Source organism: Bradyrhizobium sp. SZCCHNRI3043 (assembly GCF_032377735.1).
Taxonomy (GTDB): Bacteria; Pseudomonadota; Alphaproteobacteria; order Rhizobiales; family Xanthobacteraceae; genus Bradyrhizobium.
Genome location: NZ_JAUHID010000014.1, coordinates 81,022 through 100,118 on the forward strand (window position 1 = coordinate 81,022; position 19,097 = coordinate 100,118).

Annotated in this window: 16 protein-coding genes; 3 read left to right on the forward strand and 13 right to left on the reverse strand. The window is 64.5% G+C overall.

The genetic code is table 11. The annotated features are described in order from the left end of the window. Positions 1 to 4: 4 nt before the first annotated feature. The 5 genes from QX124_RS23740 to QX124_RS23760 all read right to left on the reverse strand — a co-directional run bounded on the left by QX124_RS23740 (position 5) and on the right by QX124_RS23760 (position 5,395). Complete coding sequence (locus QX124_RS23740) at positions 5 to 2,395, reverse strand: TonB-dependent receptor family protein (RefSeq protein WP_315798442.1); 2,391 nt, start codon at positions 2,393 to 2,395, stop codon at positions 5 to 7. A 91-nt stretch (positions 2,396 to 2,486) separates the two neighbouring features. Continuing rightward, positions 2,487 to 2,930, reverse strand: coding sequence for a DUF2946 family protein (locus QX124_RS23745; RefSeq protein ID WP_315775055.1), 444 nt, complete (start codon positions 2,928 to 2,930; stop codon positions 2,487 to 2,489). A 63-nt stretch (positions 2,931 to 2,993) separates the two neighbouring features. Next, positions 2,994 to 3,512 (reverse strand): copper chaperone PCu(A)C, encoded by a 519-nt coding sequence (locus QX124_RS23750; protein ID WP_315738252.1) that lies wholly within the window; start codon positions 3,510 to 3,512, stop codon positions 2,994 to 2,996. A gap of 138 nt (positions 3,513 to 3,650) precedes the next feature. Beyond that, positions 3,651 to 3,983, reverse strand: coding sequence for a DUF2946 family protein (locus QX124_RS23755; RefSeq protein WP_315798443.1), 333 nt, complete (start codon positions 3,981 to 3,983; stop codon positions 3,651 to 3,653). A 566-nt stretch (positions 3,984 to 4,549) separates the two neighbouring features. After that, complete coding sequence (locus QX124_RS23760) at positions 4,550 to 5,395, reverse strand: metallophosphoesterase family protein (RefSeq protein WP_315798444.1); 846 nt, start codon at positions 5,393 to 5,395, stop codon at positions 4,550 to 4,552. Between the two features lie 197 nt (positions 5,396 to 5,592). On the opposite strand from QX124_RS23760, the gene QX124_RS23765 reads away from it, so the two are divergent. The 3 genes from QX124_RS23765 to QX124_RS23775 are packed head-to-tail and all read left to right on the forward strand — an operon-like array spanning position 5,593 to position 9,180. Then, entirely contained in the window at positions 5,593 to 6,615 is a 1,023-nt protein-coding gene (locus QX124_RS23765) for a sugar ABC transporter substrate-binding protein (protein ID WP_315798445.1), read from the forward strand. Between the two features lie 11 nt (positions 6,616 to 6,626). Further along, entirely contained in the window at positions 6,627 to 8,132 is a 1,506-nt protein-coding gene (locus tag QX124_RS23770) for a sugar ABC transporter ATP-binding protein (protein WP_315798446.1), read from the forward strand. A 10-nt stretch (positions 8,133 to 8,142) separates the two neighbouring features. Next, a complete protein-coding gene (locus QX124_RS23775; protein WP_315775060.1) occupies positions 8,143 to 9,180 on the forward strand; it encodes an ABC transporter permease in 1,038 nt (345 codons plus the stop codon). Positions 9,181 to 9,411: 231 nt separating this feature from the next. On the opposite strand, the gene mtnK is transcribed toward QX124_RS23775, so the two are convergent. From mtnK to nuoL, 8 genes are all read right to left on the reverse strand, one after another. Then, entirely contained in the window at positions 9,412 to 10,713 is a 1,302-nt protein-coding gene (mtnK, locus tag QX124_RS23780; RefSeq protein ID WP_315798447.1) for an S-methyl-5-thioribose kinase, read from the reverse strand. Between the two features lie 102 nt (positions 10,714 to 10,815). Next, positions 10,816 to 11,091, reverse strand: a complete 276-nt coding sequence (locus tag QX124_RS23785; RefSeq protein WP_315738259.1) for a DUF1467 family protein — start codon at positions 11,089 to 11,091, stop codon at positions 10,816 to 10,818. 15 nt (positions 11,092 to 11,106) lie between these two features. Continuing rightward, positions 11,107 to 11,511 (reverse strand): methylmalonyl-CoA epimerase, encoded by a 405-nt coding sequence (gene mce / locus QX124_RS23790; protein WP_315798448.1) that lies wholly within the window; start codon positions 11,509 to 11,511, stop codon positions 11,107 to 11,109. 45 nt (positions 11,512 to 11,556) lie between these two features. Further along, positions 11,557 to 13,227, reverse strand: a complete 1,671-nt coding sequence (locus QX124_RS23795; protein WP_315738261.1) for a ribonuclease J — start codon at positions 13,225 to 13,227, stop codon at positions 11,557 to 11,559. After that, a complete protein-coding gene (locus QX124_RS23800) occupies positions 13,228 to 14,031 on the reverse strand; it encodes a biotin--[acetyl-CoA-carboxylase] ligase (RefSeq protein ID WP_315798449.1) in 804 nt (267 codons plus the stop codon). It abuts the gene before it with no gap. Then, positions 14,032 to 15,459 (reverse strand): NADH-quinone oxidoreductase subunit NuoN, encoded by a 1,428-nt coding sequence (gene nuoN / locus QX124_RS23805; protein WP_315798450.1) that lies wholly within the window; start codon positions 15,457 to 15,459, stop codon positions 14,032 to 14,034. It abuts the gene before it with no gap. A 29-nt stretch (positions 15,460 to 15,488) separates the two neighbouring features. Next, a complete protein-coding gene (locus tag QX124_RS23810; protein ID WP_315798451.1) occupies positions 15,489 to 16,997 on the reverse strand; it encodes an NADH-quinone oxidoreductase subunit M in 1,509 nt (502 codons plus the stop codon). Further along, entirely contained in the window at positions 16,994 to 19,066 is a 2,073-nt protein-coding gene (gene nuoL, locus QX124_RS23815; protein WP_315798452.1) for an NADH-quinone oxidoreductase subunit L, read from the reverse strand. Before nuoL ends, QX124_RS23810 begins: the two co-directional genes overlap by 4 nt. Between the last annotated feature and the right edge of the window lie 31 nt (positions 19,067 to 19,097).

The window sequence follows — 19,097 nt, forward strand, 5'->3', positions numbered from 1 at the left end:
GTCCTCATCGGAATGCCACCTTCATGCCGGCCAAAAAGGCGCGCGGTGAGCCGGCGTAGATCGTCCCGGTGCCCGCCAGTCCCTGCACGCCGGCGCCCGTCACCGTATTCTGCAGGTTGTTTGCGGAGGCGACGTAGGTGCGGTCGAACACATTGCGGACCTCGAAGAAGACGTTCATCGACTTGAACGTATCCGAGGCAAGCTCGGTCTTGTAGTGGACGTTCAGATTGACGAGCTCATAGCCCGGTGCCTTCAGCAGATTGGCGTTGTCCATATAGAAGGAATCCTTCCACTGGACCTCGACGAAGGCACCAAGCCCCGCGAGCCTCCCGCTATGGTGATCGTATCCGATCCGTGCGGTCAGCTCGTTCGGCGAGATGCCGGGAATCTTGTTGCCAACGCGGTTGAAGCTGAACAGCTTCGAGCCGCCCGCAAGGTTCTCGGTATATTCAGTGTAGACTTGGTCGAGGTAGGTGTAGGCAGTGGTGAACCGCCAGCCCGGCAGGAACCGCCAATCGGCCGCCAATTCGACGCCGCGATGCTCCGAGCGCGGTGCGTTGAAGGTGTAGGAGGTGTTCTGCGTCCCCGTGACGGCCTGGGTGACGATCTCGTTGCGGAAGAACTCGTAGAAGCCCGTCGCGCTGAGGGTCAGAGACCGGTTCGGCGTCCAGTCGAAACCGACGTCGTAGCCCAGATTGGTCTGCGACTTCAGTTGGGTGTTGTTGCCGAAATCGCCGGTTGGCAACACGAACAGGTTCGAGACCTGCGGCGTGCCATAGCCGGTGGCAACGCGGGCGCGCAGCAGCCAGTCGCTGTTCACGCGGTAGAGCAGCGCCAGCTCGGGAGCGAGATTGTCGAACTGCCGGTCCGCCGTCGTGATCGTCGTCGTTGTCGTCGCGCCGTAGGTATAGGCGGTGTTCACGCCGCGCAGATGGGTACGCTCCCAGCCGAGACCGGCCACCGCCGTCAGTGCCGCTGTCAGCTTGAGCTCCTCGCGCGCCCGCAGGCCGTAGTTGGTGGTCTCGCTCCAGGTGTTGGCCGAGAGGCCGCCGAGCGCCGCGTTGCCGCCGGGCACGACGAAGCGCGTATCTCCGGATGCGGTCAGCGTGTTGTAGAATGCGCCGAAGAAGGCGGTCGATTCCAGCCCGAAGATCTCTCCCCTTTTGGTGATGTCGCTCATGTAGTTGTAGGACGGATAGTCGCCGATCGCGCTGGTCGATCCTGTCGGCTGGCTGATGTTGCGGTCGTCGAACACGAACTGGTTGCGCCAGCTCGTGTCGTTGTCGAAGTCGTGCTCCCAGCGGCCCCCGACGATGGTGCGGCGGTCGTTGCGGCCGAGCCCGGCTTGCAGCGCGGTCTCCTGGTCCACCCCGCCGAGCGTATTGAGGCCGTTCTTGTTGAGCCCAACAGCCGCGCAGCCGGCTGCCCTGGAGGCCCAGGTGGTGCAGCCCTGCTGATACGGGTTTTGATAGTATTGGCTCAGCGTGTATCGGATTGGCAGCCGCGTGACCAGGTCGTTGTTGATGATCTTGACCGTGAAGCGGTCGTCCGGCGTCGCCTTGTAGGTGCCTAGAAAGTTGACGGTCTGGGTGTTGAACCAGCTGTTGCCGAGATAGCCGTCGCCGCGGACGTCGCTGGTGAACAGCGAGCCCTCGAAATTGCCGACCTTCTTGCCGAACGTCATGTAGTTGCTGAGATAGCCGAAGCTGCCGCCTTCGCTGCCGATCTCCGCGCCGTCGATGCTGCCGCCCGGACGGGTGCGGAAATTGATCGCGCCTCCGGTCGCATAGTTGCCGTAGAGCGCCGAGGACGGCCCGCGGATCACGTCGACCGCACCGTAGGCGTGGGGATCGATCAGGTCGCTGCGCGACAGCCCGTCCGGCTGCGTGACGGGAAAGCCATCCTCGAACAGCGCGATGTTGCGGATGCCGAAGCCGTTGCGGGCATTGGAGCCGCGGATCGAGATGCCGAGATCGCGCGGTCCGTTGCCCTGCTTGAGCGAGACGCCGGGGCTTTCGCGCAGGATGTCGCCGACGGAAAACGCAGGCCGGTCATCGTAGCGGCTGCGGTCGATCGTGGTCGCGGTCTGGCCGGACGGCGACTGGCTGAGCTGGCTGCGAGCGGCGCCGGCACCCGAGGCTGGGTCGGACACCGCTCCTCCCTGCCCGGAGCTGCTGGCCACGGATGCGGCAGGCGGCTTCGGCACGTGAGTGCGGACGGATGTTGCCTGCGCGATCGGCTTGCGCACGGCCCGTTGTGGCGCGGCGCGCGGCGCGTCGACGGTGACGGACGGCAATTCCTTCTCGGTCTCGGCGCTCGCGATCGTGGCCGATTGCAGCAGCATGAGCTGCAGGGCGAGCACGCTCACACCACCAAGGGCATGACGACGGAACATGTTTGACTTCCCCGATGCCGGCTGCACGGCCGGTCTTCCTGGTTCAGAACGGATTGGCGCGCTGCTGCGGCGCCGATGACGATTTCTGTGCTCAGGAAAGGAAGGGAGGTCCTCTTGGTTGCGCCTGTGCCCGGGCGAGCAAATGAACGAGGCGGAGCTCGCGCGCAGTCCAGACAATGGATGCCGTCAGACGCAGCGGAGCCGCATCGAATGGCGCGGGCGGCGCGTCGAGCGCCGCGGCGGCGTGCAGCACGCAGCACATGACGCAGTCGAGGCCGCAGGCGGTGCGGTCGGTATCGCCATTCGATGGCGCCGCATCCGTCTCGGCATGACAGATCACCACCCCGCCGAACGGATCGGCCGTCGCGATCGTCACAGCCGTCATGGCGGACGCCGCCACTGGCGCCAGCACCTGCAACAGCATTGCTAGCAGAGCGACCGGCAGATATCGGCCGAGCTTTCGACGGAAGCGGGCGGCAGGCCCCCGAGCACGGCCGACCGCCACCAGCCGGCTCGCGAGCGAACCGGCTGTCATGGCAGCGTTCACCACCCGTTGCATCGAGGCCGGCCTCTCCGTCGGAGTCGCAGTGCGCCCGGCCTACATCTTCATGCCGGAATGATCGTGCTGCTTCATCATGCTGCCGCCCTCGCCGCCCGGCCCCTTGGCGCCGACCGCCTGCACCTCGAGCGTCACGGCGACCTTGCCGGCCTTCTCGAACTCCAGCGTGACCGGCAGCTTGTCGCCCTGCTTCAGCGGGCTCTTCAGATCCATCAGCATCAGGTGATAGCCGCCCGGCGCCAGCGCGACGGTCTTGCCCGGCTCGATCGTGAGTCCCTTATCCAGCGGACGCATGGTCATGACGCCGTTGGTGACAGCCATCTCGTGAATCTCGACTCGCCCGGCGACGTCGCCCGTCACTGCGACGAGGCGGTCCGGCGCGCTGCCCTTGTTCTCGATGGTCAGATAGCCGGCGCCCGTCTTGGCGCCGCCCGGCGTGGCGCGGCTCCATGGCTGGGTGATGACGAGGTCACCGGCCTTCACGTCCGCGGCGAAGGCGGCAGAAGATCCGCCCAACAGGAGAGCGAATGCAAGCAGAGAGCGTCCGAGGAAGGTCATGTCGGTTATCCTTTTCTTGGCGGCAATGCGCCGGCAGCTCGATCGATTGGCACGTGTCCGCGCGCCAGTCACGGCCGAGCAGACAACGCACGGTGGTTATGCGATTTGGGAGATAAGGGCCGCACAGCAGCCAGCGCGTCACGCTGCGGGCGGAGCCCTTGCCTGCGCGTTCGAGAAGGCCTTGGTGATCCGGCCGGCCGGATCACCGGCGCGCCACACGACCTCGCCCGATTCCCGTTGCGGCGTGGCGATGGCGGACAGCTCCGGCCCATCCAGCGTGACCGGCTGCGCCAGGCAGCACAGCGAACAGCCGTGGAGCGCGGGCTTCGCCGGCGACTCATCGTCCAACGACTGGGAACCAGACTGGCTGTGGCAGATTTCGAGGCCGCGCAGCGGATCAGCCGCGGCTGAAGCCGCCGCCCAGGCAGCACCGATCGGCGCCAGGATCTGCACCATCAGTGCGATCAGCATGATCGGGAGAAACGCCTGCAGCCGCTGCCGCATGAAAGCCTGCCAAATGAACTGAATTCTTGTGCCCGAGCGAACGCCAGGAGTCGAGGTCGCGCAAGGCACAGTCGGCACATTTCGCCAGCGGTCGTTGATTAAGAACAATCGCGTCGCAACCGATGGGCCGACCGCTTTCACGGTAATTCAGCACCCATCACGAGAAAACACGAAAATAAAACTCGTCAATTGCAAGCACTTATCGATCATTTCAGAGAGTGCGTGAATTTTGAACAATCGTTGCCGAAAAGGATGACAAACGCAAAAAGATCGTCTACGAATTTGGGCCTCAGGCTAACGCTTGCGGAAGTCTGGTGGTCCAAGTCTCGGGAGGAGCCCTGGCGCGCAACAAGCAGCGTCACCCCGCTTAACAAGATCAAATCTGAACTTGCGGGATATCTAAAGGGTCGACACAATTTCCGAGCAGGGCCCGCTGCCCTGCTCTATTTTTTTGCAGTCGTCGCAGCGCGCCACAATATTTCCCGTTAACGGTATCGCGGGCCGGATGAACGCCGCCTGAACACGCAATCACATCAGGCCACCGCAGCCGTCGCAAAGCGCGCCAATGGCGCACGCCACCGCGTCTTGGCCGCTGGCCAGGGCAGCGTCACCGACAGCGGCTCGCGGCCGGTCACGGTCCAGCGCAGCACACCATCATCCATCGCGAGAATGCCCGCCGCCTCGGCCGGATCGCCCGAGATGAACGTCTCGGTCAGCGACTGCAAGGTCAGATGCGGTGTGCCATCCACCGTCGTCAGGGTATTCCAATGAACATGCCCGGCGAGCGCGACGATCGGGCACGGCGCGTCCGCGATGGCCGCGCGGATTTCGTCGGTCTCGGCATAGGCCGCGTGTCCCGGATTGGCTTCGAAGTAGTAGTTGCCGATCTGAGCATGCCCTGACAATGGCACGTGGCTGACGAGCAAGGTTGGACGATCATCCTGCGCGAGCAGTTGGACCAGCGCGTCGAGATCGCCCGCGGAGAGGCGAAGGCCGCGCGTCGGCGTGAGAGTCACGTCGGGTTGCCAGAACACGCATCTGACATCGCCGATGATCAGGGCGCGCGACCCGCTCGGACGATCCATGATCGCTTCATTGTCGGCGAGACTGAGCAATGCGACATCATGATTGCCGCTGACGTGATGATGCGTCGGCGCGAGCTTTGCAAAACACATCGCGACATCGCTTTGCAGCAGACGATCGCGCTCGGGATCTTCGTCAGAAATCCGGTCGCCGAGATCGATGACCGCATCGATGTTTTCGGCGTTCACCTCCGTGACGAAGCGCTCGAGCAATTGCAGCGCCGCCGATCCCCGCTTCGTTGGTGTATCCCGGCCGTGATGGATGTCGGCGATCACGGCAATGCGTGTCGTGGCCAAAGGCTCTCTCCCAAAGCTGCGCTGCCGCGTACCACGAGCACATCACGGTTTTCTGACATCGCGCGTGCAGCGCGACAGTCGCTCGGTGCAACGCACAACATCCGGCTGTGGCGTGATCAATGGGGTTGTGAAACACTGCTGCTCTCGGCGGCGCGATCAATGACGCCGCCGGACAACGATGGGACAGGGAGCACGGGATGTCCGGCACTAAAAAAACGTCCACGACGAGGCGCGATCTTCTCCAGGCGGCGACGGCCGCGGGCTCTGCGGCGGCCCTTCTCGCCGGCTTCGGCATCAATCCGGCGATGGCCGCCGAGATGGGCCGCTCCGAAAAGCCCCTCAAGGCGGCCTTCTCCAATGCCGGCCTGCAGGCGACCTGGTGCGCCCAGGGCAAGCAGGCTGCGGAATGGTGGGGCAAGCTGCTCAATGTCGAGGTCACCTGGTTCGACGGTCAGCTCGATGCGGTGAAGCAGCGCGCCGCGATCGACAACATGGCGTCGCAGAAGTGGGATTTCGTCGCCATCCAGGCGTTCGGCATCGGAACGCTGACGCAGCCGGTGCAGAAGATGATCGATGCCGGCATTCCCGTGATCGACATGGACACGCTGATCGCGCCGCTGGATCAGATCAACGTCCATTCGTTCCTGGCCCCCGACAACGAATTCATGGGCGCATCGGTCACGCAGGCTCTGGCGACTGCGATGGGCGGTAAGGGCAAGATCATCATGACGCAGGGCGCGCTCGGCCACACCGGCGCGCAGGGCCGCGCCAAGGGCTTCAATTCGGTGATCAAGCAGTTCCCGAACATCGAGGTGCTGGACACGCAGCCGGCCGACTGGGACGTGTCGAAGACGGCACGGCTGTGGGAGACCTATCTCACGAAATATCCGCAGATCGACGCAGCGTTCTTCCACAATGACGACATGGCGCTCGCCGCCTACAACATCATGAAGGCGCGCAACCGCACCAACATCCTGATCGGCGGCGTCGACGCCATGCCGCCGGCGATCCAGGCGGTCAGCGAGGGCCGCATGTTCGCGACCGTCCGCAATCCGTCCTGCCGTATTCATGGCGGCGCGATCGTCGCAGGCGTCGCCGCGGTCACCGCCGGCGAAAAGAGCGGCCAGGGCATTCCCAAGCACGTCATCACCGACGGGCCCGTCGTGACCAAGGCCAATGCCGCCGGCATGCAATGGATGGAGGATCACTTCCTGATCTGAAGTCCCTCCCCATGTCGAACAGTCGCCCGCCTCTTCTGGAATTGCAGGACATCACCAAGTCGTTCGGCGGCGTCACCGCGTTGCGCGGCGTCGACTTCACGCTCCGCCCCGGCGAGATCCATGGTCTCGTCGGGGAGAACGGCGCCGGCAAGAGCACGCTGATGAAGATCATCGCCGGCGTGCACACCGGCTTCTCCGGCCGTTTCCTGCTCGACGGCCGCGAGGTTCATTTCAACTCCGTGCGGGACGCCCGTGCGGCCGGCATCGCCATGGTGCATCAGGAGCTCAGCGTCGCACCTGATCTCACGGTTGCCGAGAACGTGTTTCTCGGCAACCAGCCGACTAATGCCCTCGGTATCGTGCAGTGGCGCCGGATGGCGCGCGAGGCCGCCGAACAGCTCAAGAAGCTCGGGATCGACGCCGATCCGATGAGCCGGCTCGGCGATCTCCCGATCGGACTGCAGCAACTGATCGAGATCGCGCGTGTGCTGTTCTCCGGCGCGCGCATCATCATCCTGGACGAGCCGACCTCGGCGCTGTCACCGCCCGAGGTCGAACGGCTGTTCGCGACCTTGCGCGCGCTACGCGAGCAGGGCACCGGAATCATCTTCATCTCGCACTTCATCGAAGACATTCTGCTCATCTCCGATGAGGTGACCGTCTTCCGCAACGGTCGCAAGATCATGGAGACACGTGCGGCCGATACCAGCAAGGCGGCGCTGATCGAGGCCATGATCGGCAAGGGCCGCGATGCGCTGGAGGACAGCTACACCCACGACATCACCCTGCCCGCGCCGCCGGCCGACAAGCCGGTGGTGGTCGAGGCCGCGGGCTTGTCGCTGGCGCGCAACTTGAAGCGCGTCTCACTTTCGGTGCATGCCGGAGAGGTGCTCGGCATCTACGGCTTCATGGGTTGCGGCCAGCTCGAGCTGGCGCGGATCCTGTTCGGCAAGCTCGCGCCCGACGCCGGCGAGCTGCGCGTCTCGGGCGAGCGCAACCGTTTCAAGAGCACGGCGGATGCGCGCCGCGCCGGCATCGCCTTCGTGCCCGAGAGCCGCCGCGACATGCTGTTCCTGCAGGAGCCCGTCTACAAGAACGTCTCGATCAGCATCCTCGACCGGATCAACGCGGTACTGCTGAAGCCGGCGCGCGAGCGCGCGCTCGCGAAGCGCCAGGTCGAGCAGTTGCAGATCCGTCCCGCCGACGTCGAGATCGACCTCGGCCTGCTCTCGGGCGGCAACCAGCAGAAGGTCGCGCTGGCCAAATGGCTCAGCCACCCGCCCCGGCTCCTGGTGCTGTGCGAGCCGACCCGCGGCATGGATGTTGGCGCCAAGAGCGACGTGATCCAGATCGTGCGGAAACTGCGCGACCAGGGCATTGCGGTGATCGTGCTCTCGACCGAGCCGGAGACCGTCCTGTCACTGGCCGATCGCGTCATCGTGCTCAAGCGCGGCGAGGTCGTGCGCGAATTCGCCGGCGAGACCATCAGCAAAGACCGTCTGCTCGAGGCGGCGTAGGGAGATTGTCATGGCGCATGGCGAGACCGTTCCGATGCCGGAGGCGCAACCGCGACGCGCCGGCGGGGTCGCAGCGCTGCTGCGCTCGCAGATGCGCAACATCGCGCCGTTCCTGACGCTGATCTTCCTCACCGCGTTCTTCGCAATCGCGAGTCCATCCTTCGCCACGCTCGACAATGTCGGCAACATCCTGACCCAGGTGTCGGTGACCGGCATCATCGCGGTCGGACTGACCTTCGTGATCCTGTGCGCCGAGATCGACCTGTCGATCGCTGCCATCGCCAACGTGACCGGCATCGCGGTGGCCTATTTCACCTTGCAGGAGTCCTACGTCAACATCGCCAATTTGCCGATGCCCGGCTTTGCCGCCATCCTGCTCGCGCTGGCGCTGTGCGCGCTGCTTGGCGTGGTCAACGCCTTCGGCCTGACCGTGATCGGCATTCCCTCGTTCATTATGACGCTCGCGATGATGCAGATCGCCGCAGGCATTTCGGCCATGCTGGTGCGTGGCCAGATCGCCTACAAGGTGCCGCCCATCATCACGACGCTCGGCTCCGGCTCCTTGGCGGGGGTGCCCTGGATCGTGATCGTGGCCGCCCTCATGCTGCTGCTGGGGCACCTCGTGCTGACCTACACGCGGTTCGGCCGCTACGTCTACATGGTCGGTGGCAACCGCGAGGCAGCGGAGTATTCCGGCCTGAACGTCAAGCTGATCCTCGGCAGCGTCATGGTGATCTCGGCGGTGTGCTCGGGAATTGGCGGCATGCTCGGCGTGGCACATTTCGGCAGCGCGCAGCAGAACGAGTTCGACACCTACCTGCTGGATTCGATCGCCGCCGTCGTGGTCGGCGGCACCAGCCTGTTCGGCGGCCGCGGCGGCATCGGCAACACCATCGTCGGCCTGTTCGTGCTCGGCGTGCTCAACAACGGCCTCGACCACGTCAACATCGACAGCTTCCTGAAGATTCTGATCCGCGGCCTGATCCTGCTCGCCGCGCTGGTGATCAACGTCTACGCGCAGCGGCTGCGCGCCAAGGCGGCGGATTGAGCGTGTGTCGTAGGGCGGTCGCGTGCCCACCATCGAGCTACGTGGCACGTGAGACATGGTGGGCACGGCGCGATCTGATAGTGCAAATGACGACAGACCGTCGCCGCGCGCCTTTGCCCACCCTACGCATCTGTTTCCGTCATTGCGAGCGAAGCGAAGCGCTCCAGAGGCTTGCGAAGATTCTGGATTGCTTCGTCGCTTTGCTCCTCGCAATGACGTTGACCCCGTGAATCAAAAACCAGGCTGCCAGTGACGCCGCTCGCGCGCGGCGCGTGTCACGGCCTCGATCGACGCGAACGATGCCGTCTCCACCATCAGCGTGCGGGCCAAGCGCAATGCCCGCGCCTCGCAGGTCGCGCGCCGCTTCTCATCCTCGATCAGCTCGAAATCGATGTTGTGCGCCAGGCCGAGAATGCGGCGGATGATCTTCGCGGCTGCAAATCCGACGGCATCCTGGAACAGGCGCGCCATGAAGGCCTGACGTTCGGCCTCAAGCCGCGCAGTTCCTGCTTCACCGGGAAACAGCGAGAGCGGATAGGCATCGCCGGTGGCCTCGCTGCGCCACAGCGCCAGGAACTTGCCCGCGAACGCGCTCCACACCTGGTCCACGGTGATCAGCACCCAGCCCTCGAATGCCGCCCTGTCGCCGGGCGCGCGCTCGTGTCCGGCCGACGCAAAATAGGCCATCAACAAGTTGGCCAGGACGGCGCCGACGTCGAAGCCCATCGGGCCGTAGAAGGCGAATTCGGGATCGATCATCCGGGTCTCGGTGTCCGTGACCATGATCGATCCGGTGTGCAGGTCGCCATGGATCAGCGCCTCGGCGCTCGACAAGAACTTCAGCTTCAGCCGGGAGACCGCGACATGAAGATCGAGATCGGCACGAATGTCGGCCGCGGTCGCGTCGAGCCATGGTGAGGTCCAGCGGTTCTGCTCAGCGATCCGATAGGGATCGGTGAAGATCAGGTCCTCCGTGATCTTGCACAGCGCGTGATTGCCGGCGAAGCTCGCGATCGCCTCCTTCTTCGCGGCGGCAGAGAGCGCCAGGTCGGACGAGAAGAACAGCGTCCGCGCCATGAAGGTCGTGATGTGATCGACGAAGGCGGGATAGATCGTGCCCGCGACCATGCCCTTGCGCATAATGATGTGGGGCTCGAGCAGCTCCATCGCCGTCAGCGCCAGCGCCGGATCATGATGAACGATGGCCGGCACGAGGCCCGGGGCAAGGCGGTTCTGATGCGTCAGCGCCAGATGCTCATAGTGGGCGCGTGACAGCGGCAGCGGCCAGCTCTCGCCGACCAGCCGCACGTAAGGCAGCGCCTGCTTCACCGCGAGTCCGCCGGACGACCCCTTGACGATGAAGACTAGATTGAGGTTGCCATCGCCGACCTCGGTGATCGACCAGCGCTCGGCCGGTCCGCCGAGTTGCCCTGCAACTGAAGGGATCCCCGCGAGATAGTTTCGAAGATCAGTCTCGTTCAGAATGCGATAGCCCGATGGCGTCCCGTTCCGGGCCTCGGCCGATGTCGTCACGCGCAACCTCCCTGTCGAACTTGTTTTGACCTCTTATAGCAAAAAAGCCGACGCGCGTCCGCGCATCGGCTTCGAGAGAACGTTGTGCGATGCGAGCGGCAGCTAGAACGGAATCCCCATCAGCCGCGACAGTCGCTCGATGCTGAGATACCCGGCCTGATAGGCCACGAGTGCCAGGCCGAACACGACCGCCGACAGCAGCGTCGTCCAGATCAGGCGGCGTCCCATCAGGCTGATGGTCGGCGCCCCGGGATCGGTGCCGGGCGAGCCGCCGCCCGTCTCGTGCTGGCTGCGCACGCCGAACGGCAGGGTCACGAACAGCATGACCCACCACAGCACGAAGTAGATCGCGAGCCAGGTAGAGATCGTATAGGCCATGATCGCCCCGCTGCCTCAGGCCTGCTCGATCTCGACGAGCGCGCCGGAAAAATCCTTCGGATGCAGGAACAGCACCGGCTTGCCATGGGCGCCGATCTTCGGCTGGCCGTCGCCGAGCACGCGGGCGCCCTCCTTGATCAGCGTGTCGCGCGAGGCGATGATGTCGGCCACCTCGTAGCAGACGTGATGGATGCCGCCATCCGCATTGCGCTCGAGAAACTTCGCGATCGGCGACGCTTCGCCCAGCGGCTGAATGAACTCGATCTTGGTATTGGGCAGGGTCACGAACACGGTGATCACGCCGTGCTCAGGCAACAGGACAGCTGGGGATATCTCGGCGCCGAATGCCGCGCCGTAGATCTTGGCGGCCTTTTCCGCGTCCTTGACCGCGATGGCGACGTGGTTGAGCCGGCCCAGCATGACATCCTCCACTTTTCTTTTGAACCGCCGTTTGATCGGCCTGCGTCAGACTTCCAGGACGTGAACCAGACAGATCGGCTTCTTGCCCCATTGCTCATTGACCGCCGAACGCACCGCCCGCCGGACGGATTCTGCCGCCGCGTCCGGATCGCGCCGGCGCGCCCGCGGCAGACCTTCGAAGGTCGAGACGACAGCATCGAAGACGATGTCGTCCATCTCCTCGCCCGCCGCATTCTTCTCGGGGATGCCGACCATGTCGACTTCCGGATCGTCGGCCAGCTCGCCCTTCTCGGTGATGGCGAGCGCCACGAAGATGCAGCCGGCAAAGGCCATCTTGCGACGCTCGACCACGGCGCGCGACTTCGAATCCTCGACGATGCTGCCGTCCTTGTAGAGGCGCCCTGCCGGCAGCTGGTCGATGATTCCGGGATCGCCGGGACCAAGCTTGACGAGATCGCCGTTGCGACAGGTGATCACCTTGGGCACGCCGCAGGCGCGCGCCAGCCTCGCGTGCTCGTGGAGATGCAGCGCCTCGCCATGGACAGGAATCAAGAGCTGCGGCCGCGTCCACGCGATCATGTCGCGCAGCTCGTCGCGGCGCGGATGGCCGGAGACATGAACCAGATGATTGCGGTCGGTGATGATCTCGATACCCTGCTGCACCAGCCCGTTGATGACGGCGCCGACCGCCTTCTCGTTGCCGGGAATGGTGCGCGACGAGAAGATGACAGTGTCGCCCTTGTTCAAGGTGACCAGCGGATGATCGTCATTGGCGATGCGCGAGAGCGCGGCGCGCGGCTCGCCCTGGCTGCCCGTGCACAGCGCCAGCACCTTGTCGGCCGGAAAGTGGCCGTAGAGGTCCATGCCGCGGAAGTTCTGCACGCCATCGAGATAGCCGGTCTCGCGCGCGACCTGGACCACGCGCTCCATGGCGCGGCCGACGATGACGACCTCGCGCTCGGCCGCGCGCGCCGCTTCGGCGACGGCGCGGATACGCGCGACGTTGGAGGCGAAGGTGGTCACGGCCACGCGGCCGCGCGCCTCCTTGACCAGGGTCGTAATCGTCTTGGCAACCTCGGCCTCCGACGGCGAGCGTCCCTCGCGCACCGCGTTGGTGGAATCCCCGATCAAGGCGAGAAGTCCGGCGTCGCCGAGCTCGCGCAGCCGCTTCTCATCCGTCGGCGCGCCCAACACCGGCGTCGGATCGATCTTCCAGTCACCGGTGTGCAGGACGGTGCCGACCTCGGTGTGGATCGCCAGCGCGTGCGATTCAGGGATCGAATGCGCGACCGGAATGAACTCGACGTTGAAAGGACCGATGTCGACGCGGCCGCCGGAGGGGATCACCTTGACCGGGATCTTGGCCGGGAGGCGCTCAGCCTCGCACTTGGCCTCGAACAGCGCGGCGCTGAACTTGGTCGCGTAGATCGGGCATTTCAGCCGCGGCCACAGATCGATGATGGCGCCGAAATGGTCCTCATGCGCGTGGGTCAGCACGAGGCCGACCAGGTTGTTGCGCTCCTTCTCCAGGAAGGCGACGTCGGGCATGATCAGGTCGATGCCCGGCAAATGCTCCTCATCGCCGAAGGAGACGCCAAGATCGATCGCGAGCCACGAGCGCTGGTGGCGATTGCCGAGCCCGTAGATCGACAGGTTCATGCCGATCTCGCCGACACCTCCGAGCGGCGCAAATGTCAGTTCGTCGGGACGTGCCATCTAGACCGCTCCTTTGGATGCGACCGAGCCGAAATGAACATCACCGGCCGTGATCGGCTCCAATCGTCCCTCCGCGGTCCGCACCAGCATACAACCCTGTTCGTCGATCGTGTCGAAAATCCCCTCGATGATAGCATGTCCGGACCTGATGGCGACCGGCTGGCCGAGGCCTGCCGCCCGCTCCAGCCAGAGCCTGCGGATATCACCGAAGCCCCGCCCCTCGTTCCAGATGCCGAAATATTCGACCCAGGCATCCGACAGCGCCGAGAACAGATCCTCGGCGGTCACCTGGATTCCGAGGTCCGCCAACGATACCGCCGGTGTCGGGGTATCCAGCGGCGCCGCCACCACGTTGGTTCCAATGCCGGCGACCACCGCCAATCCGCCAGCCACCTGCTCCGCCTCGAGCAGCATGCCGACGATCTTGCGGCCGTCAGCGAGAACGTCGTTCGGCCATTTCAGCGCAAATGACGCCTGTGCTCCGGACCGCAGCGCAGCCTCGATGCTCACCTGGCGCAACGCGCTCTCGATGGAGAGGCCTGCGGCAAAGCCGAGTGTGGCTGCGATCGCAGGAGCCACGTTCAGCACTTCCAGCACGCTCGAGGCCAGATTGCCACGCGGGGCGATCCACGGACGCTGGCGCCGGCCGCGCCCGGCCATCTGCTCCGATGTGACGAACCAGCATGGCGCCCTGCCGCCCTCTCGGGCTGACTTCAGCGCCTCGACATTGGTCGAGCCGGTCTGGTCGAACGTGACGAGTCCGTAGCCAGCCTTGGCGGCCTGGGACCCTAGCGCAAACGTCATCTAGAACAGCGATTTCGCCGCGGCCGCGGCCGCGCTGACGAGCGGGCCGGGATAGGCGAAGAACAGGATGTTGAAGATGCCGGAGATCGCGAGCACGGTGCGCAGCTCGATCCTGACGGGATCGAGCGTCGGCAGCGGCTCGTCGAAATACATCGTCTTGACGATCAGCAGATAATAGTAGGCGCCGACCACGCTGGTAAGGACGCCGATCACCGACAGTGTGAACAGCCCGCCCTTGATCGCGGCGACGAACACGTACCATTTGGCGAAGAAGCCCGCGAGCGGAGGAACGCCGGCCAGCGAGAACAGCAGCATCGCGAAGAAGAAGGCGAGCAGCGGATTGGTGCGCGAAAGTCCCGAAAAATCGCTGATCTTCTCGAACGACTGGCCGTTGCGCTTGATCGCCATGATCACGGCGAAGGAGCCGAGCGTCATCGCGACGTAGATCGCGATGTAGGTCAGCACGCCCTGCGCGCCCTCGACCGTACCGGCGGCGAGACCGACCAGCGCGAAGCCCATGTGGCCGATCGACGAATAGGCCATCAGGCGCTTGATGTTGGTCTGGCCGATCGCGGCGAACGAGCCGAGCGCCATCGAGGCGATCGAGACGAACACGATGATCTGCTGCCATTGGAAGGTGATGGCGGGGAATGCGGTCAGCGCGACGCGCGCGAACACGGCCATCGCCGCCACCTTGGGCGCGGAGGCGAAGAACGCCGTCACCGGCGTCGGCGCGCCTTCATAGACGTCCGGCGTCCACATGTGGAACGGCACCGCCGAGACCTTGAAGCACATGCCGGCGAACAGGAAGACGAGGCCGAAAATGATGCCGACGCTGCCGGTCTTCGTCGCCGCTGCGATCCCGGCAAAGCTCACCGTGCCGGTGAAGCCGTAGATCAGCGAGGCGCCGTAGAGCAGCATGCCGGAGGACAGCGCGCCCAGCACGAAGTACTTCAGGCCGGCCTCTGTCGACTTGACGTTGTCACGATGGCTGGCCGCGACAACGTAGAGCGCGAGCGACATCAGCTCGAGACCGAGGTAGAGCGTGATCAGGTCGCCGGCAGAGATCAGCACCAGCATGCCCAAGGTCGAGAGCAGCACCAGGATCGCATATTCGAAGATGCGGCGGTCCGGCGCCGACAGGAATTCGACCGACATGATCAGCGTCGCGATCGAGCCGATCAGCGCCAGGATCTTCAGGAAGCGCGCGTAGCTGTCAGCGATGAAGCTGCCGCCGAACGCCTGGCCGCCCGGCTGCCCGAGCACCAGGATGCCGACCACGATCAGCAGAGCGACCGCCAGCCAGGTGACGAGCCCCGTCGTCCCCTGTCCGCGAAACGCGCCCAGCATCAACAGCGCCATGGCCCCCACGGCCAACAGCAGCTCCGGCAACACCACCCAAAGCTGAGGCCCAAGATTCTCGATCATCGTCTGTGTCCCGACCCCTCAAGGTCTCATCATTGGAGCAGCGCGGCGGCCTTCACGGCCGTCACGGCGGTATTGTAGTTGTTGACGAGCTGCTGCACCGACGCCGCCGACATATCGAGGATCGGCTTCGGATAAACGCCGAACAGGATGGTCAGCGCCACCAGCGGAAACAGGATCACGCCCTCACGCAGGGTGAGATCCTTGATGCTGGCCAGCGACGGCTTGGTCAGCGCACCGAACACCACCTTGCGGTAGAGCCACAGCGCGTAGGCCGCCGAGAGGATGACGCCGAAGGTCGCGAAGAACGCGGTCGGGATCGACACCTTGAAAGTGCCGAGCAGGGTCATGAACTCGCCGACGAAGCCGGAGGTGCCGGGCAGGCCGACATTGGCCATGGTGAACACCATGAACACGACAGCGTAGACCGGCATCCGGTTAACGAGGCCGCCATAGGCTGCGATCTCGCGGGTGTGCATCCGGTCGTAGACGATACCGACGCAGAGGAACAGCGCGCCCGAGACGATGCCGTGGGAGATCATCTGGAACACGCCCCCGGCCACGCCCTGCATGGTGCCGGCGAAGATGCCCATCGTGACGAAGCCCATATGCGCCACCGACGAATAGGCAATGAGCTTCTTGATGTCCTCCTGCATCAGCGCGACCAGCGAGGTGTAGATGATCGCGATCGCCGAGAGCGTAAAGACCAGCGGCGCGAAGTCGTGCGACGCCAGCGGAAACATCGGCAGCGAGAAGCGCAGGAAGCCGTAGCCGCCCATCTTCAGCAGGATCGCGGCGAGAATCACCGAGCCCGCGGTGGGCGCCTCGACGTGCGCATCGGGCAGCCAGGTGTGAACCGGCCACATCGGCATCTTCACCGCGAAGGAGGCGAAGAAGGCAAGCCATGCCCAGGTCTGCAAGGAGCGCGGCACCGCCGTATGCATCAGGGTCGGGATGTCGGTGGTGCCGGCGTTCCAGTACAGCGCCATGATGGCGAGCAGCATCAGCACCGAGCCAAGCAGCGTGTAGAGAAAGAACTTGAACGAGGCGTAGACCCGGCGCGGACCGCCCCAGACCCCGATGATCAGGAACATCGGAATCAGGCCGCCCTCGAAGAACAGATAGAACAGAACGAGGTCGAGCGCGGCGAACGTGCCAACCATCAGCGTTTCCAGGATCAGGAACGCCATCATGTATTCGCGCAGGCGGTTGGTGACCGACTTCCAGCTCGCGATGATGCAGAACGGCATCAAAGCGGTGGTCAGGATCACGAACGGCAGCGAGATGCCGTCGACGCCCATGTGATAGCTGATGCCGGCCGCCAGCCAGTTCGACTTCTCGACGAATTGGAAGTCGGTCTGTGCCGGATCGAAGCGCAGCACCAGGATCACCGACACCGCGAAGGTGATCAGCGTGGTCCACAGCGCGATCCAGCGCGCGTTGCGCCGGGCCGCCTCGTCGTCGCCGCGCACCAGATAGATCAGCAGCGCGCCGACGATGGGCAGGAAGGTGACGACAGAGAGAATTGGCCAGGTGGTCATTGCTGGCCCCCCATGAACATGAACCAGGTGATCAGGCCGGCGACGCCGATCAGCATGGCAAAGGCATAGTGATAGAGATATCCGGTCTGGATCTTGACGACGTTGCGCGTGATGTCGAGCACCCGCGCCGAGACACCATCCGGACCGAACCCGTCGATGACGAAGCCGTCGCCCTTCTTCCAGAGGAAGCGGCCGAGCCACTTCGCAGGACGGACGAAGATCACGTCATACAGCTCGTCGAAGTACCACTTGTTGAGCAGGAACTTGTAGAGCAGCGGCTGCTGGGCGGCCAGCTCCTCCGGGATGTCCGGACGACTAATGTAGAAGAAGTAGGAGACCGCAAAGCCCAGCACCATCATGATGAACGGCAGTTGAGCGAGCCAGAACGGCATATGCTCCATGTCCTCCAGGATGTGCGGGTTCATCTTCAGCGACTCGCCGAAGAAGTGCTCGACACCATGGGGATCGGTGAACACGCCCTTGAACGGGAGGCCGGCCAGGATCGAGCCTGCCGCGAGCACGCCGATCGGGATCAGCATCCAGATCGGGCTCTCATGTGCGGCATCGTAGTGGTGCTGGTCGTGCGGCGTGCCGAAGAAGGTCTTGAACACCAGGCGCCAGGAATAGAACGAGGTCAGGCCGGCGGCGACAATGGTGAGGAAATACGCGTAGGTCGCGAACGGATTGTGCGCGGCATACGCGGCCTCGATGATCGCATCCTTGGAGAAGAAGCCTGCGAAGCCGGGGAAGCCGGTCAACGCCAGGGTGCCGACCGTCATCACCGCGAAGGTGTATGGGATCTTGCGCCACAGGCCGCCCATGTTGCGGATGTCCTGCTCGTGATGCATCGCGTAGATCACCGAGCCAGAGCCTAAGAACAGCAGCGCCTTGAAGAAGGCGTGCGTGAACAGGTGGAACATGCCGACCGAGTAGGCCCCTGCTCCCATCGCCACGAACATGTAGCCGAGCTGTGAGCAGGTCGAGTACGCGACGATGCGCTTGATGTCGTTCTGCACCAGGCCGACGGTCGCGGCGAAGAACGCGGTGGTGGCGCCGAAGAACATCACCACGGCCTGCGCATTGGGCGCGAGCTCGAACAGCGGCGACAGGCGCGCCACCATGAACACGCCGGCGGTGACCATGGTCGCGGCGTGGATCAGCGCCGAGACCGGGGTCGGACCTTCCATCGCGTCCGGCAACCAGGTGTGCAGCAGGAACTGGGCCGACTTGCCCATCGCGCCCATGAACAGCAGCAGGCAGGTCAGGGTCAGCGCGTCGGCATTCCAGCCGAGGAAGTTGATGGTCTTGCCGGCAAAACTCGGCGCGGCGGCGAAGATGGTCTCGAAATCGGTCGACTTCGCCAGCAGGAACACGGCGAAGATGCCGAGCGCGAAGCCGAAATCGCCGACGCGGTTGACGACGAAGGCCTTGATGGCGGCAGCGTTGGCCGACGGCTTCTGGAACCAGAAGCCGATCAGCAGGTAGCTGGCGAGACCGACGCCCTCCCAGCCGAAGAACAGCTGCACGAGGTTGTTCGCCGTCACCAGCATTAGCATCGCGAAGGTGAACAGGCTGAGATAGGCGAAGAAGCGCGGACGGTTCGGATCCTCATCCATGTAGCCGATCGAATAGAGATGCACGAGCGAGGACACGCTGGTCACGACGACGAGCATCACCGCCGTCAGCGTATCGACGCGCAGCGCCCAGGAGACCTGCAGCTCGCCGGAATTGATCCAGGGCAGCAGCTCCTTGACCCCGGCCTCATGATGCATGAAGCCGACGCTGATCAGCATCGCCCAGGATAGGCCGGCCGACACGAACAACAGCGCCGTCGTGATCACCTGCGCGGCCCAGGTGCCGGCCGCGGGCGGCTCGGCGACATGATGGTCATCGTGCCCATGACCGTGATCGTCATGTGCCTGCGCGTCGGCGGCGCCGTGGTGATGGCCGTCGTCGTGATGATGCTCAACCACATCGCCGCTCGGATGGCGTCCATGCGCCCCCAGCAGCGCGATCAGGCCGGCCAGGATCGCGCCGAGCAGCGGCAGAAAGACAATGGCCTGGATCATTCGCCCGTCCCCTTACGCATGACCTTGCCGG